Origin of the sequence: Viridibacillus sp. FSL E2-0187, from assembly GCF_038006425.1 — a bacterium.
Classification (GTDB): domain Bacteria; phylum Bacillota; class Bacilli; order Bacillales_A; family Planococcaceae; genus Viridibacillus; species Viridibacillus arvi.
Genome location: NZ_JBBOVG010000001.1, coordinates 888,934 through 912,599 on the forward strand (window position 1 = coordinate 888,934; position 23,666 = coordinate 912,599).

A 23,666-nucleotide genomic window follows, 5' to 3' on the forward strand; every position below is an offset into this window, starting at 1 on the left:
TTCCTGTAGGCTTTCACTTTCCCTACTCGCTATGTTTTGAAATGATACTTATTTTCCGTTCATCGCCTATATGATTTGAACACATTGTAACATGCGTTTCTTTTCTTAGCAATATACAGTGAAATAGTATATAATTATTAAGTATTGAGTATAACACTTTTTGAGGCGGTGAGTCCAATAGAACTCAACAAACGTCAGGAAGAGATCTTAGAAATTGTTAAAGGTAACGGTCCTATAACGGGAGAACAAATTGCTGAGCGTCTTTCACTGACTAGAGCAACACTAAGACCAGATCTAGCCATACTTACAATGGCAGGTTATTTAGATGCTAGACCACGTGTTGGTTATTTTTATTCTGGTAAAAAGACAGGTCAAGCTGTTATAGATAGCATGATGAATATGAAAGTGAAAGATTTTCAATCAATTCCAGTTGTAGTATCTGAGAATATTTCAGTATATGATGCCATTTGTCAGATGTTTCTAGAAGACGTTGGAACACTTTTTGTTGTAGACAAAAACGCTTACTTAACAGGTGTCCTATCAAGGAAAGATTTGCTTCGCACAAGTATTGGAAATCAGGACTTAAATCATATCCCAGTGCATATTATAATGACTAGAATGCCTAATATTGCATTTTGTATGAAGTCAGATGGATTGATTCAAGCTGCTCAAAAGCTTATTGAAAGACAAATTGATGCGCTACCTGTCGTCCTTGAACATCCTGATGGCTACGAAGTCATAGGTCGGCTAACAAAAACAAATATTACGCGAGCATTTTTATCGCTTGCGGATAACCATGATTTGTGAGGTGATGCATTCAATGAATAAATTAGCAGTATTTATCGTTTCTGATTCAGTTGGTGAGACAGGAGAACTTGTCACGAAAGCTGCAATCAGTCAATTCAGACCAGGTATGCAAGATACATTTTTGAAGCGATTCCCTCATGTGGAGAGTTTGGAACAGTTAAATGAAATCGTTCATTTAGCTACTGAACAAGGTGCTATAATCGTCTATACACTTGTAAAAGAAGAGATGCGCTCTTATATACAACACTTAAGTGATAACATGATTGTTCCAGCAATTGATTTGATGGGACCACTAATGGGGAAATTGGAAGAAACTTTAAAAATAGAGCCTGTAGAAGAGCCTGGGTTAGTAAGAAAATTAGATGATGATTATTTTAAAAAGATTGAAGCAATTGAATTTGCAGTTAAATACGATGATGGCCGAGACCCTAGAGGCTTATTACTAGCAGATATCGTGTTAGTAGGAGTTTCACGTACTTCAAAAACACCATTATCGCAGTATTTAGCTCATAAGCGTTTTAAAGTTGCAAACGTACCACTTGTTCCTGAAGTTGAACCACCAGAAGAATTATTTTTAGTGGATTCTCAAAAATGCTTTGGGCTTGTAATTTCACCTGAAAAGTTGAATAATATAAGAAAAGAGCGTTTGATTGCACTTGGGTTAAACGACGGTGCGAATTACGCTAAACTTGATCGAATCAATGAAGAAATCGTACATTTCCGAAAAGTTGTCGATCGAATTGGTTGTCATGTCATTGATGTGACGAACCGTGCAGTTGAAGAAACTGCAAATGATATTCTACATCGCATTCAATTATCGAAACAATGATATAAGTATGTTAACCGCCCCGTTCTTGGGGAGGTTTTTTTGTGTGTTTTACAAAAAAGTGATAGATTTTTCAGACAAAATGTTTTATAATAAAAAATTGTGGTAAAAATGTATATAAGCATTTTTACCTTTCCATAATAAAATATAAATTTTTATGTCGAAATATGCAGGACTTTCATATGATTATCTCGAATTCAGTTATTAGCAAGTAAAGATGGTGATGGAATGGCTCAAAGAATACCTGAAGAGATTATTGAACAAATTCGTTCTCAGGCAGATATAGTTGATGTCATCAACGATTATGTGCAATTGACGAAGCGAGGCAGAAACTGGTTTGGTTTATGTCCATTTCATGGTGAATCGACACCTTCTTTTTCTGTATCTACAGATAAACAAATATTCCATTGCTTTGGTTGCGGAGCTGGAGGGAACGCTATTACATTCTTGATGGATATCGATCATATTCCATTCCAAGAGGCGGTCGCTAAGCTAGGTGATCGTGTGGGCGTTCATGTAGAGGTATCAACTTCTGAGGAACAAACGCACCCTATTTCTAAAGAAGAAGGGCGGATGAAAGAAGCTCATGCTTTTGCTGCTGAGTATTATCAGCATCTCCTCCTTAATACGGAGGAAGGGGAAAAAGCTCTTATATATTTGCAACAAAGAGGATTTACGAAGGAACTTATCGAATCTTATGGAATTGGCTGGTCCTTACCTCATTGGGATTCATTGACTCAACTGTTAAAACGAAAGGGTTTCGAATTAGCAGAAATGGAACAATGTGGACTCATTATTCAAAAGGAAGATGGCTCAGGATGGTTTGATCGCTTCCGGGAAAGAATAATGTTTCCGATCAAAGATGAAAGTGGGAGAATAATCGCTTTCTCAGGACGGATAATAGACAATACTGGAGAAGACGCCAAGTATTTGAATAGTCCAGAATCACCAATTTTCCATAAAGGGCAAGTCCTTTATAATTTGGATCAAGCTCGACCGGTTATTCGTAAAGAGAGAAAGATCGTATTATTTGAAGGCTTTATGGATGTTCTGTCAGGTAAAAAGGCAAATGTTCATAATTCTGTTGCTACAATGGGAACAGCACTTACGATGCAACATTTGAACAAGATAAAACGTCTAGCTGAACGTATCATTGTTTGTTATGACGGAGATAAAGCCGGCTGGGAGGCTGCAAAGCGAGCTGCGGAAATGTTACACGCAGAAAAGATGAAAGTAGATGTGGCAGTACTCCCAACAGGACTTGATCCGGATGACTATATAAAGCAGTTTGGAGAAGAATCTTTTAAATCTAAGATTATTGAAGAACCACTCAGTTATATAGCATTTATGCTAATGTATGCACGCAGAAATAAAAACTTCCAATTTAATAATGATATATTGCAGTATGTGGATGAAGCCTTGAACTATTTAGTTGGAGGAATCTCACCAATTGAGAAAGAATTATATGTAAAGCAAATATCAACAGAAACGAATATTTCAGAAGACACGCTAAATATGCAACTGCGTCAAAAGGAAGGACAGCTTGCCCAAAACTCAAAAAGGCAAGAGCAGCAGCAACAGTCCCCTGCGCCGCAAATGAAGCTCCCTAAAAAGAAAATCACAGCGATAGATCGTGCTGAAAGATTACTTCTAGCACATATGTTACATAACATTGACGTTGTTGATCGTGTACGATTAGCGGAGCAAGAACCATTTGTTAGAGATGACTATTTAGCGGTCTATGTACATCTCATAGGTTTCTATGAAAACCATCAGAAAGCAGATTATCAGCGATTTGCTGAAGTTCTAGAAGATAGTGAATTACGAAAAATTGCAATGGAAGCAGCTTTAGCGGATCGTGATCCAGAGCATCTCGAAGAAGAGATCGCGGATTGCTTGAAACAAGTTCAAAAGTATAAAATTGAGCAGCAAATTCAAGATAAGAATCACGCATTAAAAGAAGCGGAGAAAATGCATGATTTCGGAAGTGCATTAAAGCTTTCACAAGAAGTAATTGATTTAAGAAAATCGTTATCGGCAATGTGATGCGGATTCGGTTGTTGAAGGAGGAAACACCTATGGCAGACAAGTCTAAAAATATTAAACCAGTAGTTGAACATGAACATACTCTAGAAGAAGCAAAAAAACATTTAGTAGATTCAGGTAAAAAGAATGGTGAATTAACTTACCTAGAGATTGCAGACAAACTACAATCCTACGAAATGGAAGCAGACCAAGTTGAAGAATTTATCGAGCAATTAGAATCAAAAGGTATTGAACTTGGTGGTAAAGACGGTGATGAGGAAAATCTTGATCGTCTATTAAAAGGCAGTGCAGCTGAAGAGACGTTTGACTTAAATGATTTAAGCGTACCTCCAGGTGTTAAAATTAATGACCCTGTAAGAATGTACCTAAAAGAAATTGGCCGCGTAGATTTATTAAGTGCTAAAGAAGAAATCGCACTTGCTGAACGTATTGAGCAAGGTGATGACGAAGCACGTAAGAGATTAGCTGAAGCCAACTTACGACTTGTAGTAAGTATCGCGAAACGCTATGTTGGTCGTGGTATGTTATTCCTTGATTTAATACAAGAAGGTAATATGGGGCTTATTAAAGCAGTTGAAAAATTTGACTATCGCAAAGGATTCAAATTTAGTACTTATGCAACTTGGTGGATTCGCCAAGCCATTACACGTGCAATTGCTGACCAAGCGAGAACAATTCGTATTCCAGTACACATGGTTGAAACAATTAATAAATTAATTCGTGTACAACGTCAACTTTTACAAGACTTAGGTCGTGAACCATCTCCTGAAGAAATCGGTGAAGAGATGGATTTAACTCCTGAAAAAGTTCGTGAAATCTTGAAAATTGCACAAGAACCAGTTTCTCTAGAAACGCCAATTGGTGAAGAAGATGATTCACACTTAGGAGACTTTATCGAAGACTCAGAAGCACAATCACCATCTGATCATGCAGCGTATGAATTACTAAAAGAACAATTAGAAGATGTACTTGATACATTAACTGATCGTGAAGAAAATGTGTTACGTTTACGTTTTGGTTTAGACGATGGACGTACGCGTACACTTGAAGAAGTAGGGAAAGTATTTGGCGTTACACGTGAACGTATTCGTCAAATCGAAGCGAAGGCACTAAGAAAATTGCGCCATCCATCTCGAAGCAAACGTTTAAAAGATTTCTTAGAATAGTCCTTAAGGCACTCCTTTACAGGGGTGCCTTTTTTATATAAATAAGGTAAAATTATGGATGAAATTGGTTTTTTAGTTGGGGGACTACTAGATGAAGAATCAACGAAAAGAAACAATCCTAAATGAAATCTTATTTTGGAAAGAAAATAACTTATTACCAGAACATTATTGTGATTTTTTATCCACCTTATATGCAGAAGGGGAAGAACTAGCTACAACTGAACTCGAAATTAGCTCAAAAAATGCTATTCTTTCAAAAGAGCGCTCAAAGAAACAATGGATAATGACCTTATTAGGTGTAAGTACAATCTCCCTACTCATATTGTTATTTCTAATAAGCGTGAAATTTGTCGTTTTTCCCATTATTATCGTATCTATTACAATCGTTGGTTTACTATTTTATGTTTTTAAGTTTGCAACACAAAAAGATATTTTAACCACACTTGCATATACTGCTGCTGCCCTCCTATTACTCGGAATTTCTGTTAGAGTTATGGAAATCTATTTACCCGATAATCCACTAGCGATGCATATTGCAATTATAGCGAATTGTATCTTATGGTTAATTTCCGGTATATGGATGAAACTCATCTACTTTATGATTTCAGGAGCGGGTGGATTATTAATTATTTTTACATACATACTTTTCTTCTAAAATTTTCATATTTTCTCGTTAAATGCGTTTTATTCTATGAATATACAATTTGTTTCTGTATAATCTAATGTGAAAGCGTATTCACAAAGGGGAGTGATTGTATGAATTTTGATCTTACATCAGAACAGCAAATGATTCGAAAAACAATGAGGGAGTTTGCTGATGAAGTTGTAGCACCAGGAGCAATTGAACGCGATCGCACGAAAGCTTTTCCAAAGGAGATTTTCAAACAGCTTGCCGACATGGGGATGATGGGCTTGCCGTTTGAAGAAGAATACGGAGGAGCAGGAGCAGACACAACGAGTTTTGCTATTGTGACTGAAGAATTGAGCCGGGCATGTGCCTCTACAGGTATTACATATTCTGCTCATATTTCACTAGGAGGAGCTCCACTGCACTTATTTGGTACAAAAGAACAAAAGGAAAAATATTTAACACCTATTTGTACCGGCGAATCATTTGGGGCATTCGGATTAACAGAACCGAACGCTGGATCTGATGCTGGGGGTACCGAAACACAAGCAAAAGAAGATGGGCAAGATTTTGTGATTAATGGTAGCAAAGTGTATATTACAAATGCTAGCTATGCCAAACATCTAGCATTAACAGCTATCACAGATATAAAAGATGGTAAAAAAGAAATTAGTGCTATTATTGTTCCGACCAATGCAGAAGGTTTTACAGTTTTAGATCGTTACGAAAAAATGGGCTTAAATGCATCCAATACAACAGAACTAATTCTTGAAAATGTACGTGTGCCACAAGAAAATTTACTTGGTAAAAAGGGAAATGGCTTTCGTCAATTTCTTGTCACATTAGATGGTGGACGAATTGGTATTGCAGCTATGGCGGTCGGTATTGCACAAGCTGCTTTCGAGCGAGCGCTCAGTTACTCAAAAGAACGCAAGCAATTCGGCCAAACATTATCATCTTTCCAAGTAACACAATTTAAACTTGCAGATATGGCAATGAAAATAGAATTGGCAAGAAATATGGTATACAAAGCATCTTGGTTAAAAGACGAAGGTAAACCTTTTACGAAAGAGGCAGCAATGGCAAAATTATATGCGTCAGAAATAGCTATGGAAATTGCTGATCAAGCCATTCAAATTCACGGCGGCTACGGCTACATGAAAGAATATGAAGTGGAGCGCTATATGAGGGATGCAAAATTGCTAGAAATTGGAGAAGGAACCTCTGAAGTACAAAGAATGGTAATTGCTCGTCAAATTGGATGTTAATGTGACGAATATGGCAAATTTGTCACATTACGCCGAAAAACTCCCCAATAGGCCTTTTAGTTTTCAATAGAATGAAGTACAATATTAATTGTTGACTGATTCTATTTATTTAGAAATAAAACTGAACTTATGAGGAGTGTTAATTGATGAAAAAGAATCCGATTATTCCGTATATCCTAATTATGGCTTTTGGTATCGGTTTGATTTTCTTCATGTCTCTTGATGGAGCAGACAAAAAAGAAGAAATCGCAAAAGGCGATGAAACTAAAACTGAAGAATCTGCTAAAGGTGAAGAAGCAGCAGGTGAATTTGATCCTGAAGCATTCGCTGCTAGTAAATGTATCTCTTGCCACGGTGAAAACCTAGAAGGCAGCATGGGACCAAACCTACACGGTACAGGTTTATCAGCTGATGAGGCTAAAGATATTCTTCAAAATGGTAAAGGCGGCATGCCTGGTGGTTTAGTACCAGCAGATAACCTTGACGCTATGGCTAAATATATCGCTGATTTGAAATAATTAAATCACTATATATGCAAGAGCCCTTATTCTCCTTAGAGGATAAGGGTTTTTCTATGCAAAAATGCATATTTTCGTTACAATACAACATGAAAGGAGGCTTCTGCCATGAATGCACAAAAATTATCAAAACGACTGGAAACAGTTGCAAAATTCGTTCCACAAGACGCTATTGTAGCAGATATTGGTAGTGATCATGCTTATTTACCTTGCTATCTCGTACATAACAATATCGCAAAGAGCGCTATTGCTGGCGAAGTAGTAAAGGGGCCTTATGATTCAGCATGCCACGAAGTCCAAAAAGAACAACTAACAAATAAAATTACTGTAAGACTTGCAGACGGCCTTGCAGCTATTGAACCAGGGGACGGCGTTACTGCCATTACAATTGCAGGTATGGGTGGACCACTAATTACGTCCATTTTAGAAAAGCATCCCTTGGCATTAGAAGGGGTCGAGCGCCTAATTCTACAGCCAAATATACACGCAAAAGTCATCCGTGAATGGGCATTACAAAATAGTTGGAAAATTATCGATGAGGTAATCCTATTAGAGGACGAAAAAATTTATGAAATCCTTGTATTAGAACGAGGAGAGATGAATTTAAGTGAACTTGAAAAGCTATTAGGTCCAGTATTAAAACAACAACACTCTGACGTCTTCCATAGTAAATGGACAAGAGAAGTTGAACAATGGGGACACGTTCGCGAAGCCTTACAAAAAGCTGAGCAAACACCTGAAATCTTAGCAAAATCAGCTGAGTTAGCACACCTAATTGAAGCAGTTGGGGAGGTACTGAAACGATGAAAAAAACCAATGGTCAAGAAATCATTCAGCTGTTCGAAAGTTGGTCTCCAAAAAAATTAGCTGCAATGGACAATGATCCAATCGGTCTTCACGTTGGTAACCTAAACAAACCTGTTACAAAAGTATTAGTAACACTTGATGTCAACGATGTAGTTGTAGATGAAGCTATTGCAGCTGGCTGTGAACTGATCATCGCTCATCACCCACCTATTTTCCGAAAGCTCTCAACTCTCCGAACTGATACACCACAAGGACAGCTTTTCGAAAAATTAATCAAAAATGATATTGCAGTTTATGCCGCTCACACAAATTTGGATGTTGCTGAAGGCGGTGTAAACGATTTACTTGCTGAAGCGTTGGGCTTACAAAATTATGAGGTACTAGTACCGACATATAGTGAAGAAATGTTTAAGTTGGCAGTCTTTGTGCCAGTCGAACATGCAGATCAACTTCGCGAGACACTTGCTAAAGCTGGAGCAGGACAAATTGGAAACTACGACTCATGTAGCTACACAATGCAAGGAGAAGGACGTTTCCGAGCACTTTCAGGGGCAACTCCTTTCACCGGTGAAGTAGGGGAATTACACGTCGAACAAGAAGTGAAAATCGAAGCCGTTGTTCCGAAGTCTATAAAAAGTAAAGTACTTCGCGCGATGCTAAATAGCCATCCTTATGAAGAACCAGCCTATGATGTCATTCAACTAGATACAACAGCAAAAGAAATGGGACTTGGTCGTATAGGTAAACTACCATCATCTATGACACTTAAACAATTTGCTGAGCATGTGAAAGAATCTTTACAAGTTCCTGCTGTTCGAGTAGTAGGAGATCTTTCATCGACTGTTTCGAAAATAGCTGTACTTGGTGGAGATGGTAACAAATATATCCACACAGCTAAACGTGCAGGAGCAGATGTTTATGTAACGGGTGACATGTATTTCCATGTTGCACAAGATGCAGAAGCAATAGGGCTTCAAATTGTAGACCCCGGCCATCATGTAGAAAGCGTTATGAAGGTAGGCGTAGCCAATAAAATGCAAAACCTATGCCAACTACAAAAACTAAACTGTGAATTTATCCCATCTAAAATCTCGACAGAACCATTCCAATTCGTTTGATTTAATATTAAAAATGAATAAAAACTCCTGCCAAAATAGATTTGGCAGGAGTTTTTTATTACGTGGGTTTAGAGGTGAGTGTAGGGGGAGATTACCTGAGAAGCGCCAAAAAGGATGCGAGTAGCGCCAAAGCCCGTGAGTAGCGCTAAAGCCTGTGAGTAGCGCCAAAGCCGAAGTGAGTAGCGCCAAAGTCAACGCGAGAAGCGCTAAAGCCGAAGTGAGTAGCGCTAAAGCTCAAGCGAGTAACGCTAAAGTCAACGCGAGAAGCGCTAAAGCCGAAGTGAGAAGCGCCAAAACCCGCATAAATCCCCACGACCCACCCAATAAAAAAGCCCCTGATGCAATCTTTCAACATCAGGGGCAATTCATAATTATTTCGAAGTCGGATATGGTTCGATTTTCACAACCGGCTTTGGCGTTTTAATTTTAGGTAAGATTTTATCAAGTGTGACAGAGCGTTCCATATTATGAGTCTCTGGATTCGCAGGGTCGTATTGGTCTAAGAAATTGATTACTTCCTTAACGATTGGTGTTGGTGTAGAGGCTCCAGCTGTAACACCTACAGTATTAACACCTTCTAACCACTCTAATTTCAATTCAGAAAGGTCAGCGATACGATAAGATCTTGTATGTGCAATTTCTTCAGAAACTTGAGTTAGACGGTTAGAGTTATTACTTTTTGGATCTCCAACTACAATTAATAAATCTGTTGCACCAGCTTGCTTAGCAACAGCTTCTTGGCGAACTTGAGTTGCTAGACAAATTTCTTTGTGCACTTCGATATTTGGGAATTTTTCTTCCAAACGCTTCATTAAATGCGCAACATCCCATTGACTCATTGTCGTTTGGTTTGTTACAAGTAATTTTTCGCGATTTAATTGCAATTGATCGATATCTTCAATAGATTGCACTAAATGTACATGATCAGGAGCAACACCAATAGCACCTTCTGGCTCTGGATGTCCTTTTTTTCCAATATAAATAATGTCATAGCCTTCTTGTGATTTTTCGGCTATTAAGTCATGTGTTACAGTTACGTCAGGGCATGTGGCATCAATTGACACTAAGCCTTTTTGACGTGCAATTTCACGAATTTCAGGCGATACGCCGTGAGCTGTGAAAATGACTGTTCCTTTATCAACTTTTTCTAAAATGTCTTTACGGTTTTCACCATCAAGAGTAATAATTCCATCTTTTTCAAATGCGTCCGTTACATGTTTATTATGAACGATCATTCCGAGAATATAGATAGGTCTAGGTAATGATTTGTCTAATGCAGCGTTGCGCGCGATGACCATGGCATCTACAACACCATAGCAATATCCTCGTGGCGTGATTTTAGTTACTTGCATAATCCGAACTCCCTTCATTGCTCGTTAAATACCATTATAACGGACAGCACACCTTTATACAAAGAATCGGTTACGATTTACGGTATAAATGGTGGTTGGAATATACGAGGTGTGGAAGGTCTAGGCGTTCTAGGTATGGATGTTCTAGGTTCTTGCGTAGTATCGCTATCAAGATCTAAGTCACTATCTGAAAAGAGTGATTCCCGGCTAGTCGTAGCCCCTCCTGTACTAGCCGCGGCTGCCCCGACTCCAGCTACATCAGATGAGGGAATTGATTTAAAGCCTTTGTATAATCTATAAAGTGCAGGTAAGTTTTGGAACATTGGCGACATTTGCTTGAAAATAGGAGTGAATTGTTGTGCTGTGGACATAAATTTATCAGCAGTTGCCAAATATTGATCCATTTTCGCCAAACCGCCGACAGCCCCAGCTGCGTTTGCAACACCGGCAGCCCCAGGCCCAGCAGCAGCCGCAGCGGCTCTACCGAACATGCCAGCAGCCCCAGGCCCAGCAGCAGAAGCGGCCCTACCGAACATGCCAGCAGCTCCAGGCCCAGCAGAAGCCGCAGCTCTACCGAACATACCGGCAGCTCCAGGCCCAGCAGCAGCAGCACCCCCACCAAACATGTTAGCAGCGCCCTGGGCTGCGCCACCTAATGAACCCCCAGATTGCGATAAACCTTGCGCAAATGGATAAAATGATGAATAGCGCATTAATGATCTCCTTTCTCCTTGAAATTTGCACATTTTTGTCAAGAACCACCATAAATTTTTAAAAATAATGGTCACCTTGAATTGACGTACGTACTATTAATAGATATCATATGCAAATGGTCTACTAAATGTACGAATCATGTTACAATAAGGTAAGTAAGTTAGGAGGGACAATTATGTCCAAATATACAGATTACAATTTTCAACCTTTTTTGCAAGATGCAATTAAGAAATTAGGTTTCACAGAACCAACACCTATCCAAAAGGAAATAATTCCTTTGGTATTAAAAGGGAAGAGTGCTATCGGTCAAGCGCATACAGGTACAGGGAAAACACATAGTTTCCTTATTCCAATCGTAGAGCGAATCCGTGCAGATAAAGAGGAAGTGCAAGCGGTAATTGCTGCACCTACTCGTGAGCTTGCAACACAAATTTATGCAGAGTTGCAAAAACTAATCGAAGAAACATCGATCCAAGCCAAATTGTTCATCGGGGGTACAGACAAACAACGCTCAATCGATAAACTAAAAACACAACCGCAAATTGTTGTCGGTACACCAGGACGAATCCGTGATTTAGTTGATGAAAAAGCTTTGTTAGTATATACGGCGCCAATGCTTGTGGTAGATGAAGCAGACCTTGCATTCGACATGGGCTTCATCGAGGATATCGATAAATTTGCTTCTCAAATGCCTGAAACTCTTGAAATGTTCGTATTCTCAGCAACAGTGCCTGAGAAATTACAACCATTCTTGAAAAAATATATGTCATCACCAGTCCATATTAAAATGGATGATAAAAAACCTGTAGCGGAAAATTTAGATTTCTATTTAGTATCAACTCGTAGTAAATCAAAAAACAGCCGTTTACTTGAAGTGATGAAAACAATCAACCCTTATTTAGCTATTATATTCACTAACACACGTTCACAAGCGAACTATGTTGCTGATTTCTTAGCAAATAATGGGGTCAAAGCTGGACGTATTCACGGAGACCTATCACCACGTGATCGTAAAAAAGTGATGAAACAAGTACGGGACTTGGAATTCCAATACATCGTTGCAACAGACCTTGCTGCACGTGGAATTGATATTCCAGGAGTCAGCCATGTTATTAACTACGAATTACCTTCGGATTTAGAATTCTTCATTCACCGTGTAGGTCGTACAGCTCGTGCTGGTAACAAAGGAACGGCTATCACAATTTTCGAACCTTCAGAAGAAGATGCAATTGCACGCGTTGAGAAAATGGGTATTCCATTCCAACCAAAAGACATTAAAAACGGTGAACTAATTGACATGAAAGAACGTCATGCACGTCAAAACCGTGAGAAAAAAGAAAACGAAATTGATAAAAAAGCGAAAGCTCTTGTCCGTAAACCTAAGAAGGTTAAACCTGGCTATAAACGTAATATGAAATGGGAAATGGATAAAGTTAAAAAACGTGAACGTCGTTTGAAAAACCGTCAGAAATAGTAAGGAGGTCCACAGACCATGCTTATTGGCTCACACGTATCTATGAGCGGCAAAAAAATGCTGCTAGCTTCAAGTGAAGAAGCAGCTTCCTACGGAGCATCCACTTTCATGATCTATACTGGTGCTCCTCAAAACACACGTAGAAAACCAATTGAAGAGTTGAATATTGATGCAGGATTATTGCATATGAAGGAACATGGCCTTTCGAATATTGTTGTCCATGCACCTTATATTATCAATATTGCCAATACAACAAAACCTGAAGTATTTGCACTGGGAGTCGACTTCTTACAAAAAGAAATTGAACGAACAGCTGCTATCGGTGCAAAACAAATTGTTTTACATCCAGGTGCACATGTTGGTGCAGGTACTGAAGTTGGTATAGCAAGAATCATTGAAGGACTTAATGAAGTTCTATCACAAGATTATCCAGTACAAATCGCTCTTGAAACGATGGCTGGTAAAGGCTCTGAATGTGGTCGCACTTTTGAAGAGCTTGCTCAGATTTTCGATGGTGTAAAAAACAACGAACGTCTGTCTGTATGCTTTGACACATGTCACACACATGATGCAGGCTATGATATTATTAATGATTTTGATGGAGTTCTAGAAAACTTTGATAAAACGATTGGTATCGATCGTATCAAAGTGCTCCATATCAATGATAGTAAAAATGTTTGCGGGGCAGCAAAGGACCGTCACGAAAATATTGGCTTTGGTCATATTGGCTTTGACGCCTTAAATCGCATTGTGCATCATGAAGCATTCCAAGATGTACCGAAAATTTTAGAAACACCATTTGTTGGTGCAGATGCAAAAAATAAAAAAGCACCATACAAATATGAAATTGAAATGTTCCGTAACCAAACTTTTATGCCCGAAAAAATCGATGCATTAAGAGGGGAATAATTTAAATGATTAAGACTTCTCGCCAAAAAAGGTGAGAAGTCTTTTTTGTGTTGTTTCATGAAGTTGTCAAAATTTTAGCGGCCAAACTGTTTTAGTAAATCTGCTGTTTTTTGTTTGCCAATGGCTTTTTCAATATCCCGCATTACTTGATCAGGTATCCCCATTAGCACCCATTGAATGGAAAAGGACGATAATAGTGGGCGCAACTTTTGAATTTCTTTTTTCGATAATGGAATCTTGTAATTTTTTGCATAGAGGGCGAGCTCCTCATCCGATTTGCCTTGGAATTCCTGTATTAATGACATATAATCCATACTTTCACCCTTTCAAGTATTCGTTCTTTACAAAGTTCTATCTTTCACTTATACTAATTCTTTGTAAATCGTAATGATTCTGAATTAGAAAGAAGCGAAGAATATGGCGCAAGTGCCTTTAATCGAACTTAAAAATGTTTCATTTCAATATGACTATACGCAGGTGTTATCAAATATTTCTTTAAAAGTGGAGCAAGGCGATTTTCTCGCATTACTCGGACCAAATGGCTCGGGGAAATCAACAATGTTAAAACTGATCTTAGGATTGATGAAACCAACTTCCGGTCAAATTGAATTATTTGGACAGCCGGCAAACACATTTAAAAAACGAGAGTTGATTGGTTATGTTTCTCAAAAATCAAACTCATTTAACTCTGGCTTCCCAGCAACAGTTAAGGAAGTTGTTGCAAGTGGCTTAACAAAGAAAATTGGTCTATTTAAACGCCACTTAGCTGATCAAAATGAAAAAGTGATGCAAGCATTACGAGATGTCGGTATGGATGGCTTTGCGAATAGGAATATCGGTGAGTTGTCAGGCGGGCAACAGCAGCGTGTCTTTATAGCGAGAGCGCTTGTCGCAGAGCCGAAGTTATTAATCTTAGATGAACCGACAGTCGGGATTGACCACGAAAATGTGCAGTCCTTTTATGATATGCTTGCAAATTTAAATGAGCACCATAAAATGACGATGATTTTAGTAACACATGATGTCGATACTGTTTCGAATCGCATAAGTCATGTTGCTTGTTTAAATCAAACAATCCATTTCCATGGCTTCAAGAACGATTATGATTCTTTATCAGACGATCAATTGAATGCTTGGTATGGTCACGCAGTCCGTAAAATTCACCATACCAAAGAGGAGAAGACGCAATGATTTCATCTATATTACATTATGAATTTTTACAAAATGCATTCTTATCTGGCATTATTATAGGAATCATTGCTCCGCTACTTGGCGTTTTCATCGTTGTTAGAAGATTATCGTTAATTGCGGATGCTCTAAGCCATGTAACCCTTGCAGGGATAGCGGGTAGCCTATATTTAAGCCAAACTTTTACAGGGCTAGCGTTACTTAATCCGCTTTATTTAGGGATTGTGGCATCTGTCAGTGGATCAGTACTTATTGAACGATTACGTCGCTTATATAAGCATTATGAGGAATTAGCAATACCAATTATAATGTCTGGTGGGATAGGGATTAGTGCAATTTTTATCTCTCTTGCGAAAGGTTTTAGTACCGATTTATTTAGTTATTTATTTGGTTCGGTATCAGCTGTTAGTAGACAAGATTTATTTATTGTCGTAGTAATAGCATTGCTAGTGATAGCGTTTATTTATTTATTTTATAAAGAATTATTCGTTTTATCATTTGATGATGAATATGCAAAAGCGAGTGGTTTGCCTGCGAAATGGATTCACTTATTATTTATGATTGTTACAGCTCTAGTTATTGCTGCTAGTATGAGAATTGTTGGGATTTTACTAGTTTCATCATTAATGACGTTACCAGTTGCAGCAAGTATTCGTATTGCTAAAGGCTTTAAACAAGCGATCTTATATGCGATTATTTTCGGTGAAACGGCTGTTATTGCAGGTCTTGTATCTGCTTTTTACTTAGACCTAGCACCTGGTGGAACAATTGTTGTAATCTCTATTTTGATTTTGTTAGTCGTTATTGTGGGTAAGAAGATTGCAATGAGCGTACGCGCTTAATTTACAAGGAGGAGTTTGGGTATGAATATTTCTAGAGCTTGGGAAATTTTAAAAGAGAATGGCTATAAAAAAACGGATAAACGAGAGCAAATTTTAGATATGTTCGCGGCTACTGAAAAATATTTAACCGCACGTGACCTATTGCTTGTTATGAAAAAAGATTATCCAGGTATGAGTTACGACACAATCTATCGTAATCTTGCTACATTCGTCCAATTAGGAATTCTTGAAGAAACTGAACTTTCCAGCGAGCGTCACTTCCGCATGCAATGTGAAACGGAACATCATCATCACCATTTCATTTGTATGGCGTGTGGTAACATCAAAGAAATTCATCTCTGCCCAATGGACCTCCTGCAAGAACAATTACCATCATACGAAATTGATGATCACAAATTTGAAATCTACGGCAAATGTCCAGACTGTAAAAATTGCGAGCAATCACAAAGTATAAGTAAATAAAAACAAGCATCTTTCACAAAGGGAAGATGCTTGTTTTGTTATGAAGAGGACTTATCTTTCACATGCAATGCCATCCTTATCACGGTCTTTAGATTCATTGGCCGCATAAAGTTTAGCAGATACTGTAGGTTTATATTTAGTTTTACCGCCTTTGTTTTTTACTTTTTTATTTTTGGCAATACCGCCCTTGTATACTTTGTTAAGTTCAGTACAGTTTTTAAATTTTTTAGCAGCGGCGTCTGTTTCTAATGGGGGAACAGATAATCCAAGTAGTAGTGTTGATGCGAATGTTGCAAGAATAATTTTTTTCATTACATTGCCTCCATAGTGTAAATGTTGTAAATAGAACATTACTTACCTTATCATATATTTCCATAGAAAAACTGGAAAATTATTAAGACTTAAAAATAGTGAGAAGGGGTAGAAGTGTATTATAGTGGAATGTATGACAGAATGAACGGGTGATTGAAGATGAAAAAAAGTACTTTCTTTGGATTAATTGCGTCTGTTTTAGTTTTTGCTATTTTTAGCTTTGGTATATATACACTCATTGCTAAAATAACAGATACATCAGCTATTCAAATTGACGAAGTGGAAGTCATTGATGGACAAACTTTGCATATAAAAGGAGACTTTACAAATAGCAACAAAAAGTACGCGGGTTATACTTTTGATATTATTGAAGATAAATTTTATTTGAAAATGAAAACCGTGCAGTTAGGTGGTAAATCGGGTGGTTTTGACTTTGAAATAAAGGATTCAAATTTAGCGAATGTAAAAGCAGTCTATTTGCAAGGAGCTAAAAGAGAAGATCGAGTATTACTTTGGAAGCCGAAAAAAGAAGAATAAACTTGATTGGCGATATAAACAAATAAAGCCCTTTACCTTCTACTAATTAAGGTTAGTAAGGGTAGAGGGCTTTTGATGCTTTCTATCATGGATTTCTGAATGGAAAATCTATTATAAAATCGAGTTCTATTTCTACTACATCTAAAAGAGGTAACGAAATAATGACTAAAAGTGAAAGTATGGTACAGTTTGCAAGGATTTTCTTATTAGTAAGTATATGTTTTTGCTTAAAAAAGCTGAATATATATTGGATCAAAAATAGGAAAATAAAAATATTTGTAAACGTATTGATATTACTTTGCCAAATAGACAATGTACTCCTCTCCTTTAACTTCCTACTTAAAAGAAGATATTAAATTTGACCAACTGGTTCATTCTTTTTAGGTTCTTTAGCAGGGACTTTCTCAACTTTTTCTATTGAACTCGTTCTTTTAATAAAGAAAGCTAGAATGACAGCTATTATTGCAACAACTGCAGAAACTAAAAATGCATCATTAATACCTTCAATGGTTGCTTGTGCCATAATTTGTTGTTTCATTTGTGCTAATACTTCATTTGTTGGAGGAGCAGATAATTTACTAATTGCTACATCCAATAGTTCTTTGCCGTGAGTAACCGAGCGATTGGACATAATTGTTACTAGTAGAGAACCACCTACTGCGCCAGAAACTTGCTGTAATGTACTATTCATAGCCGTACCATGAGGCGTAAATTTTGCGGGTAACTGATTTAAACCATTTGTCATTACTGGCATCATTACCATTGAAATACCAAACATACGCACTGTATATAAAAGAACTAAATGTGAATATTCTGTTGTAGCAGTCAGCTGACTGAAGAAGTAAGTAGTAACAACTGTAATAGTTAAACCAACGATTGCTAATATTTTTGCTCCGAATTTATCGAATAATCTACCCGTAATAGGAGACATAATCCCCATCACAATTGCTCCCGGTAACATTAGTAAACCTGAATCCAATGGAGAAATGCCACGAATATTTTGTAAATAAATAGGCATTAATAACATAGCTGAAAACATAGCCATATTTAGTGTGAAAGAAATGAGAGACGAAAGTGCGAACATAGGATATTTATAAACTCTTAAATCAAGCATAGGTTCGCTTAATTTGAATTGGCGGTAAATAAAGAAAATAAGTGAAATGACCCCAATTGCAAGTGAAATTATTACGAATGAATCATCCCAGCCATTATTACCTGCTGAACTGAAGCCGTATAAAATACCACCAAATCCTAATGTAGAGAAAACAAGAGATAAAAAGTCTAATGTCGCAGTTACTTTCTCTTTTGTATCATGTAATTTGAAGAATGCTAAAATAAATACTAAAATTGAAATAGGAGCGATGAAGAAGAATAGTGTTGGCCATTCATAATGTTGAATAATCCACCCAGACAAAGTAGGGCCGATTGCAGGTGCAAAAATCATTACTAACCCGAACATCCCCATTGCTGTACCACGTTTTTCGGGAGGGAATGTTGTAAACATGACATTCATTAAAAGTGGCATTATAATTGCTGCACCTGAAGCTTGAATCATTCTTGCTGTTAATAAAACAGGGAATACAGGAGCGAATCCACCAATTAGAGTACCAATTGAGAATAATGCTATTGCTATTAAAAATAATCTTCTAGCAGTATATTTTTTTATTAAAAAGGCAGTAGTAGGAACCATAATTCCGTTCACTAACATGTACCCTGTTGATAACCATTGAACAGTTGCTGCGCTTACGTCAAAATCTTTCATGATCGAAGGCAGGGCAATGTTTAATAATGTGTTACTCAGTAACGCTACGAATGCACCTGTCATTAAAATAATTAACAGACCATACGAAGGTTTTGTTTGTGTGTCTTGCATGTCGAAAACAACTCCTTTTATACTTTAAAACATTTTTGTACCATCAGTATAAAAATGAACTAATGGTTTGTAGATATTTATAATACATCCATTGCTATTATTAATCAAGATAAAAATATACCGCCAGTCCAAAAGTGTACCAGGTGTTTATTGTGGTAAGATATATTTATGAGGAATAAAGGTTGATTTTAAAGGAGTATATATATGAATAAACGAAAAAAGCATGTTATAGAAAAAACACATGAATTATTTATAGAAAAAGGTTATCATGCTACTTCGATACAAGAAATATTAGATCACAGTGGTATTTCTAAAGGATCTTTTTATAATTATTTCCCTTCGAAAGCGGATCTTTTTAAAGCTGTATTTAAATTAGTCATAGCTGAAGTAAAAGAGAAGATGGACAAATTACTGATTGGTGAAGATATCTCTGATGTTGATGTATTTGTAGAACAAGTGGTTTTAATGATGGGGGCCAATCGACAAAATAAATTACAACAACTTTTAGATGGTGTAATTGTTTCGAATGATCCGGAATTAATAAAATTTATTAAGGATTTTAAATTTAAGTTCTTAAAATGGGTACATGGACGCTTCCTAAACATACTTCCAGTGGAAAAACAAGCGTACTCATTTGACTGTGCCATTATTTATGTGGGGATTATTCAAAACTTCCGTCAGACAAGTAAAATGTTAGGTGAGAGAATTTCAGATAAGGAAATTGCTAAGTATGGCATGGACCGTATGATGAATATTTTAGAAGATATAAGTAGAGAAGGAATTCGTTTATTCACTCCAGAGCATGTAAATAATCTATTTCCAGAAGGAGATAATGAGGACTCTTTCGATAATGAATTATCCTTCACAACACTAGGGTTAAGGAAAGAAATCGAAAAAATATTCGTTAACGATGGATCAAGACGAGAAACGTATTTAAAACTTTTATATTTTATACAAGAAGAATTGATGAATAAAGAAGAGCCACGGGCATTCCTAATTGAAAGTGCATTATCTACATTAAATAATTGCGCTGAAATTAATTCAACACCTCATTTTACAAAGTTTTATAGAATATTAATTAAAATGGATTACAAAGTAATTGAATAAAAAATAAGGTAGTAAAAGCAGCTGCTCTTACTACCTTATTTAATGTCAAAATACCAAAATACCAAAATACCAAAGTACCGAAACGATTATGAAACAAATTACGCCAACTGCTAAACTATATGTACTTATTTTCATCCTATGAGCACGATCTTCTGGTGTAATATTTTAAACGGTTAGTCGGTTCGGTTCTCCCGTTTGCCATGCACCTATTACTAGGTCAGCAATGAGAATTGCTATAATTCCAATAGTGAAAAGATGTTAATCATTAAATCATCCCTCTACATAACTTAGTTTACGATACTCATTGAAGAGTTGTTTAAATATTTTAGAATTATAGTTTATTCTCTATTTACAATATAGTGAAGTATAGTTACTATTAAAGTAGTAACGTGTTTTTTTATCTTGTAGTAGAAAGTTAGGGAGATGTTTTACATGATGGATTTGGACTTGTATACACTTTTATTGTTAATTGCATTTGGTTTTTTAGCAGCATTTATTGATTCGGTTGTTGGTGGGGGTGGTTTGATTTCTATTCCTGCATTAATGTTTACTGGATTATCACCATCTACAGCGATAGCAACGAATAAGTTAGCAGGTTCTATGGGATCGCTTACTAGCACTATTTCATTTTTTCGTTCGGGAAAAATTGATTTTAGAATAGTCGGTAAATACTTCCCGCTTGTATTCTTTGGCTCGATGTTAGGTGCATGGTTTGTACATTTTATATCGCCAGAAGTACTGAAACCACTTGTGTTAATACTCTTAATTGCTGTAGCAACATATACCATCTTCAAAAAAAACTGGGGTCAAAAGTCGACTTATGTGAAATTAGATAAGAAGAAGGCATTAATATTTATTGCTATAATGACAATAATCGGTTTTTACGATGGCTTTTTAGGACCGGGGACTGGCTCATTTTTCATCTTTGCATTTTTAATGATTGGTTTTGATTTTTTACAAGCTGCGGGTAGTGCGAAGTTTTTGAATTTTGCTAGTAATATTGCGGCACTTATAATGTTCTTATTTCTAGGAGCTGTTAATTTTTCTTACGGCATTCCGATGGGGCTTGCGATGATTGTCGGAGCAATTGTTGGCTCGAAATTTGCTATTAAAAAAGGTGCAAGTTATGTACGTGTATTATTCATTTTTGTTACGGTAATTTTAATCCTTAAAAACGTATTAGATTACTTACATATTTTATAAAAAATGACCTTCGCAAAATAATATGCGAAGGTCATTTTCTGATTACATTGAAAAAAATTGTTCTCTCTCAGTTGCAATCCATTTCTCTACTGCATCGTTTTGTTTTTTTACTAGACGATTGACGAGAATATCATGCCATATATAGTTTTCTAACAAATAAATATGGACTGGGTCGTCGGTATAAAAGGCAGTCTCCCTTTCTGAAATTGATGGACCATAAATCATTTCTTTACCATCAATAGACAAGATAAACCACTTTTGATGACCGATATTCTCCGTATAAGAAGTTATACGGTGATAATCTAAACCTTGTAAGGGGTGTTCAATTTCAAAGACAATCCCTTTTAATCCACATTTCTCTGAAGTTGCTTGTAAATCAGTTAGTAGCTCTTCATACATATCTCCCCAAAATGAAATCACCGCTTTTTTCTCTGCTTTTTTCAGTAAAGTACGACAGAAGGAAAGAATATGATCGGCACCTTTTAATGTTGCTACACGATTATCTGGTGTCAGTTCTGTTTTTTCAAGTTCTTTTAACGACTCGCTAATAGATTCAAAATTAGTATGCCAATTCGATTGCATCGATTCTAAAAAGACATCAACAGGGAGCGGAGAATATTGCGCTGCTTCATTAATTTCTTCTTTCAAGACAAGCCCTTGTTTTTCAAGCCCATTTAAAATTTCATATATGCGTGCACGTGGTATACCTGAGTCTTTGCTTACTTGATAAGCACTGGCAGAGCCAAGTCGCACTAATGCCAAATATGCTTTGGCTTCATATTGGTTAAAGCCAAGCAATTGCATTTTTTGTATTATGTCTTGCACAAGACCACCTCAGTACATTCGTCATTCTGTTACTATCATATCAAATAGTTCGTAGACTTGCCTGCCCTAGCTTGATTAGGGGGGTATCACAATGGAGGGGATAAAGTTAATATTTCGTAGAGCTTCATCTAAGTAATACAATCAGTCGTCTTAACACAGATTACCCTTGCATTCTATTTTGATGGTAAAAAAAGTAAATTTAAATATCGAGTTGTTAGTATAAAATAATAATGACATAGGTCATTTAAATTCAAAATTAAAATAACCTGTTTAGAGTTTTTTTCCGGAATACTTCGACATGGTTAAAATATAATAGGGAATGAGGACTTTCTGTAATGTCCTTCTTTTAATTTATCCGATAAAAAAATTGAAGATCATGTTTATTGACTGTAGACTTATGAAGTAGAGGATGTGATGATGACTTGAGAAAGGTAAATTGGTACCTATCGATTTTCAGTTTAATATTGATATTGGCCTTAACAAGTAGTAGTGATAGGGTTTTGGAAGTATCAGCTGCAAAAGATGCAGTCACTGTTTCCTCTGTTAAAGGTCTTAAAACAGCTGTGTCTAGGGCTATGCACAATTATGACGGAAAGTTAACTATCTCTTATAAGGGCAATATTACGCCAAAAATGGATCAAATAAATGGAGTAGTGGAACAACTTTTAGCTGCTGATGATTATCTCTCAGGTAGTTTTAAAGAGAGTAATATTCATTATCAATATAATTCAAGTTCAGCTATTATAAACTATACGTTTTCTTATCATACGTCGAAGAATCAAGAGCAGTATGTAGATGCACAAGTAAAACGTTTTATAAATGAAGAGATATCTGAAAAGATGAGTGATTTTGACAAAGTAAAAGCGATTAATAATTATATCGTGTTAAATACAAAATATGGGTCGGATACTAAAGCAAGCGCTCACTCAGCTTATGCTGTTTTCAAAGAAGGAAAAGCGGTTTGCCAAGGCTATACATTAGCGGCTTATAAATTATATCAAGCAGCAGGAATCGATGTAAGATATGTAGTAGGGTATGTCGATAAAGTTGCGCATTCATGGAATTTAGTGAAAGTAGATGGTAAGTGGTATCATGTTGATTCTACTTTCAATGACCCTACACCGGATCGTGCAGGTAAAGTAAGTAGCAAATATTTCTTGTTATCTGATTCAGCATTGGCGGAAGATCACAGATGGGTAACTAAGGATTATCAAAAGGCTTCTGATACAACATATAATTTTATAAGAGATACCGACGATTTTGTGAAGTCTGGAGACAAGGTTTACTATACAAAGGTAGATGGTAGCAGAGGTATTTATATAAGAGATACAAAGACAGGGAACGAAAAAAAACTAACAAATACAAATGCAAAATACTTAGTGAAAGCGGAAGATTGGTTGTATTTTAGTAACAAAGATAAAATGGGTTACTTAACAAGAATTCATATGGATGGTTCGAAGCAAACGAAGATTAATGAGCAAGAATCGAGTGATTTAAAAGTACTTGATCAAATGCTCTATTATACAAATGGTGGGAAAGAGCAAATTCTTAATTTGGAGGAAATTGTAGAAGAAGATCAGAAAAAGGATTCCGGCAATCTATTTTCTTATATTGAACAATTTTTCTTTCAACTATTTCCTGGGAAATTGCACGAATAATACGAAATAATGATTGAAATAATAAA

General features: G+C 36.6%; 24 protein-coding genes. 18 read left to right on the top strand and 6 right to left on the bottom strand.

Features of this window, described 5'->3' with window-relative positions; all coding sequences use genetic code 11:
- The first annotated feature begins 168 nt into the window (after positions 1-168).
- The 9 genes from MHH85_RS04235 (at position 169) to MHH85_RS04275 (ending at position 9,184) form a co-directional block, all read left to right on the top strand.
- Positions 169-807 (top strand): helix-turn-helix transcriptional regulator, encoded by a 639-nt coding sequence (locus tag MHH85_RS04235; protein ID WP_053416370.1) that lies wholly within the window; start codon positions 169-171, stop codon positions 805-807.
- 13 nt (positions 808-820) lie between these two features.
- A complete protein-coding gene (locus MHH85_RS04240) occupies positions 821-1,636 on the top strand; it encodes a pyruvate, water dikinase regulatory protein (RefSeq protein ID WP_053416369.1) in 816 nt (271 codons plus the stop codon).
- Between the two features lie 225 nt (positions 1,637-1,861).
- Positions 1,862-3,679 (top strand): DNA primase, encoded by a 1,818-nt coding sequence (gene dnaG / locus MHH85_RS04245; protein ID WP_193740489.1) that lies wholly within the window; start codon positions 1,862-1,864, stop codon positions 3,677-3,679.
- 32 nt (positions 3,680-3,711) lie between these two features.
- On the top strand, positions 3,712-4,845 hold the full coding sequence (gene rpoD, locus MHH85_RS04250; protein WP_193740488.1) for an RNA polymerase sigma factor RpoD: 1,134 nt from the start codon (positions 3,712-3,714) through the stop codon (positions 4,843-4,845).
- Between the two features lie 91 nt (positions 4,846-4,936).
- Positions 4,937-5,500, top strand: coding sequence for a hypothetical protein (locus tag MHH85_RS04255; RefSeq protein ID WP_340706032.1), 564 nt, complete (start codon positions 4,937-4,939; stop codon positions 5,498-5,500).
- Positions 5,501-5,601: 101 nt separating this feature from the next.
- On the top strand, positions 5,602-6,741 hold the full coding sequence (locus MHH85_RS04260; protein ID WP_340706033.1) for an acyl-CoA dehydrogenase family protein: 1,140 nt from the start codon (positions 5,602-5,604) through the stop codon (positions 6,739-6,741).
- Between the two features lie 146 nt (positions 6,742-6,887).
- Positions 6,888-7,259, top strand: coding sequence for a cytochrome c550 (gene cccA, locus MHH85_RS04265; protein WP_038186963.1), 372 nt, complete (start codon positions 6,888-6,890; stop codon positions 7,257-7,259).
- Between the two features lie 108 nt (positions 7,260-7,367).
- On the top strand, positions 7,368-8,066 hold the full coding sequence (locus tag MHH85_RS04270; protein WP_340706034.1) for a tRNA (adenine(22)-N(1))-methyltransferase: 699 nt from the start codon (positions 7,368-7,370) through the stop codon (positions 8,064-8,066).
- Positions 8,063-9,184, top strand: a complete 1,122-nt coding sequence (locus MHH85_RS04275; RefSeq protein ID WP_340706035.1) for a Nif3-like dinuclear metal center hexameric protein — start codon at positions 8,063-8,065, stop codon at positions 9,182-9,184. Before MHH85_RS04270 ends, MHH85_RS04275 begins: the two co-directional genes overlap by 4 nt.
- 371 nt (positions 9,185-9,555) lie before the next feature.
- Here the strand turns inward: MHH85_RS04275 and MHH85_RS04280 are convergent, their stop codons facing one another.
- On the bottom strand, positions 9,556-10,536 hold the full coding sequence (locus MHH85_RS04280) for a 4-hydroxy-3-methylbut-2-enyl diphosphate reductase (protein ID WP_193740483.1): 981 nt from the start codon (positions 10,534-10,536) through the stop codon (positions 9,556-9,558).
- Between the two features lie 77 nt (positions 10,537-10,613).
- Positions 10,614-11,249, bottom strand: coding sequence for a VrrA/YqfQ family protein (vrrA, locus tag MHH85_RS04285; RefSeq protein WP_340706036.1), 636 nt, complete (start codon positions 11,247-11,249; stop codon positions 10,614-10,616).
- 176 nt (positions 11,250-11,425) lie between these two features.
- Here vrrA and MHH85_RS04290 point away from each other — a divergent pair, with 176 nt between their 5' ends.
- Positions 11,426-12,724, top strand: coding sequence for a DEAD/DEAH box helicase (locus MHH85_RS04290; RefSeq protein WP_053416359.1), 1,299 nt, complete (start codon positions 11,426-11,428; stop codon positions 12,722-12,724).
- 18 nt (positions 12,725-12,742) lie between these two features.
- Complete coding sequence (locus MHH85_RS04295; RefSeq protein WP_193740481.1) at positions 12,743-13,633, top strand: deoxyribonuclease IV; 891 nt, start codon at positions 12,743-12,745, stop codon at positions 13,631-13,633.
- A gap of 74 nt (positions 13,634-13,707) precedes the next feature.
- Here MHH85_RS04295 and MHH85_RS04300 read toward each other — a convergent pair whose 3' ends face one another.
- On the bottom strand, positions 13,708-13,947 hold the full coding sequence (locus tag MHH85_RS04300) for a hypothetical protein (protein ID WP_053416357.1): 240 nt from the start codon (positions 13,945-13,947) through the stop codon (positions 13,708-13,710).
- Positions 13,948-14,050: 103 nt separating this feature from the next.
- Here MHH85_RS04300 and MHH85_RS04305 point away from each other — a divergent pair, with 103 nt between their 5' ends.
- Genes MHH85_RS04305 through MHH85_RS04315 form a run of 3 tightly spaced genes read left to right on the top strand, consistent with a single transcriptional unit; the run spans position 14,051 to position 16,125 of the window.
- Entirely contained in the window at positions 14,051-14,824 is a 774-nt protein-coding gene (locus tag MHH85_RS04305; RefSeq protein WP_053416356.1) for a metal ABC transporter ATP-binding protein, read from the top strand.
- A complete protein-coding gene (locus tag MHH85_RS04310) occupies positions 14,821-15,663 on the top strand; it encodes a metal ABC transporter permease (RefSeq protein WP_053416355.1) in 843 nt (280 codons plus the stop codon). Before MHH85_RS04305 ends, MHH85_RS04310 begins: the two co-directional genes overlap by 4 nt.
- Before the next feature lie 21 nt (positions 15,664-15,684).
- Positions 15,685-16,125 carry a Fur family transcriptional regulator gene (locus MHH85_RS04315; RefSeq protein ID WP_053416354.1) on the top strand — a complete coding sequence of 147 codons (441 nt, stop codon included), beginning with the start codon at positions 15,685-15,687 and terminating at the stop codon, positions 16,123-16,125.
- A 51-nt stretch (positions 16,126-16,176) separates the two neighbouring features.
- On the opposite strand, the gene MHH85_RS04320 is transcribed toward MHH85_RS04315, so the two are convergent.
- Positions 16,177-16,437 (bottom strand): excalibur calcium-binding domain-containing protein, encoded by a 261-nt coding sequence (locus tag MHH85_RS04320; protein WP_340706037.1) that lies wholly within the window; start codon positions 16,435-16,437, stop codon positions 16,177-16,179.
- A 159-nt stretch (positions 16,438-16,596) separates the two neighbouring features.
- Here MHH85_RS04320 and MHH85_RS04325 point away from each other — a divergent pair, with 159 nt between their 5' ends.
- A complete protein-coding gene (locus MHH85_RS04325) occupies positions 16,597-16,974 on the top strand; it encodes a hypothetical protein (RefSeq protein ID WP_340706038.1) in 378 nt (125 codons plus the stop codon).
- 352 nt (positions 16,975-17,326) lie between these two features.
- Here the strand turns inward: MHH85_RS04325 and MHH85_RS04330 are convergent, their stop codons facing one another.
- Positions 17,327-18,847, bottom strand: a complete 1,521-nt coding sequence (locus tag MHH85_RS04330; RefSeq protein WP_340706039.1) for a DHA2 family efflux MFS transporter permease subunit — start codon at positions 18,845-18,847, stop codon at positions 17,327-17,329.
- 204 nt (positions 18,848-19,051) lie between these two features.
- Between MHH85_RS04330 and MHH85_RS04335 the strand changes: the two genes are divergently transcribed.
- Both MHH85_RS04335 and MHH85_RS04340 read left to right on the top strand, forming a co-directional pair.
- Positions 19,052-19,954: a TetR/AcrR family transcriptional regulator gene (locus MHH85_RS04335; RefSeq protein WP_340706040.1), complete on the top strand. Its 903-nt coding sequence runs from the start codon at positions 19,052-19,054 to the stop codon at positions 19,952-19,954.
- A gap of 432 nt (positions 19,955-20,386) precedes the next feature.
- Positions 20,387-21,157: a sulfite exporter TauE/SafE family protein gene (locus tag MHH85_RS04340; RefSeq protein ID WP_340706041.1), complete on the top strand. Its 771-nt coding sequence runs from the start codon at positions 20,387-20,389 to the stop codon at positions 21,155-21,157.
- Between the two features lie 42 nt (positions 21,158-21,199).
- Here MHH85_RS04340 and MHH85_RS04345 read toward each other — a convergent pair whose 3' ends face one another.
- Positions 21,200-21,982, bottom strand: a complete 783-nt coding sequence (locus MHH85_RS04345; RefSeq protein ID WP_340706042.1) for a TrmB family transcriptional regulator — start codon at positions 21,980-21,982, stop codon at positions 21,200-21,202.
- Between the two features lie 422 nt (positions 21,983-22,404).
- Between MHH85_RS04345 and MHH85_RS04350 the strand changes: the two genes are divergently transcribed.
- Positions 22,405-23,640 (top strand): transglutaminase domain-containing protein, encoded by a 1,236-nt coding sequence (locus tag MHH85_RS04350; RefSeq protein ID WP_193740473.1) that lies wholly within the window; start codon positions 22,405-22,407, stop codon positions 23,638-23,640.
- The last annotated feature ends 26 nt before the right edge of the window (positions 23,641-23,666 follow it).

Bases quoted from the DNA above. Each gene is read 5' to 3' on its own strand.
- MHH85_RS04300 (WP_053416357.1), bottom strand. From the start codon at position 13,947: ATGGATTATATGTCATTAATACAGGAATTCCAAGGCAAATCGGATGAG.
- MHH85_RS04280 (WP_193740483.1), bottom strand. From the start codon at position 10,536: ATGCAAGTAACTAAAATCACGCCACGAGGATATTGCTATGGTGTTGTA.
- MHH85_RS04305 (WP_053416356.1), top strand. From the start codon at position 14,051: ATGGCGCAAGTGCCTTTAATCGAACTTAAAAATGTTTCATTTCAATAT.
- dnaG (WP_193740489.1), top strand. From the start codon at position 1,862: ATGGCTCAAAGAATACCTGAAGAGATTATTGAACAAATTCGTTCTCAG.
- MHH85_RS04275 (WP_340706035.1), top strand. From the start codon at position 8,063: ATGAAAAAAACCAATGGTCAAGAAATCATTCAGCTGTTCGAAAGTTGG.
- MHH85_RS04320 (WP_340706037.1), bottom strand. From the start codon at position 16,437: ATGAAAAAAATTATTCTTGCAACATTCGCATCAACACTACTACTTGGA.
- MHH85_RS04295 (WP_193740481.1), top strand. From the start codon at position 12,743: ATGCTTATTGGCTCACACGTATCTATGAGCGGCAAAAAAATGCTGCTA.
- MHH85_RS04240 (WP_053416369.1), top strand. From the start codon at position 821: ATGAATAAATTAGCAGTATTTATCGTTTCTGATTCAGTTGGTGAGACA.
- MHH85_RS04330 (WP_340706039.1), bottom strand. From the start codon at position 18,847: ATGCAAGACACACAAACAAAACCTTCGTATGGTCTGTTAATTATTTTA.
- cccA (WP_038186963.1), top strand. From the start codon at position 6,888: ATGAAAAAGAATCCGATTATTCCGTATATCCTAATTATGGCTTTTGGT.
- MHH85_RS04270 (WP_340706034.1), top strand. From the start codon at position 7,368: ATGAATGCACAAAAATTATCAAAACGACTGGAAACAGTTGCAAAATTC.
- MHH85_RS04335 (WP_340706040.1), top strand. From the start codon at position 19,052: ATGAATAAACGAAAAAAGCATGTTATAGAAAAAACACATGAATTATTT.
- MHH85_RS04290 (WP_053416359.1), top strand. From the start codon at position 11,426: ATGTCCAAATATACAGATTACAATTTTCAACCTTTTTTGCAAGATGCA.
- MHH85_RS04315 (WP_053416354.1), top strand. From the start codon at position 15,685: ATGAATATTTCTAGAGCTTGGGAAATTTTAAAAGAGAATGGCTATAAA.
- MHH85_RS04310 (WP_053416355.1), top strand. From the start codon at position 14,821: ATGATTTCATCTATATTACATTATGAATTTTTACAAAATGCATTCTTA.
- rpoD (WP_193740488.1), top strand. From the start codon at position 3,712: ATGGCAGACAAGTCTAAAAATATTAAACCAGTAGTTGAACATGAACAT.
- vrrA (WP_340706036.1), bottom strand. From the start codon at position 11,249: ATGCGCTATTCATCATTTTATCCATTTGCGCAAGGTTTATCGCAATCT.
- MHH85_RS04260 (WP_340706033.1), top strand. From the start codon at position 5,602: ATGAATTTTGATCTTACATCAGAACAGCAAATGATTCGAAAAACAATG.
- MHH85_RS04255 (WP_340706032.1), top strand. From the start codon at position 4,937: ATGAAGAATCAACGAAAAGAAACAATCCTAAATGAAATCTTATTTTGG.
- MHH85_RS04325 (WP_340706038.1), top strand. From the start codon at position 16,597: ATGAAAAAAAGTACTTTCTTTGGATTAATTGCGTCTGTTTTAGTTTTT.
- MHH85_RS04340 (WP_340706041.1), top strand. From the start codon at position 20,387: ATGATGGATTTGGACTTGTATACACTTTTATTGTTAATTGCATTTGGT.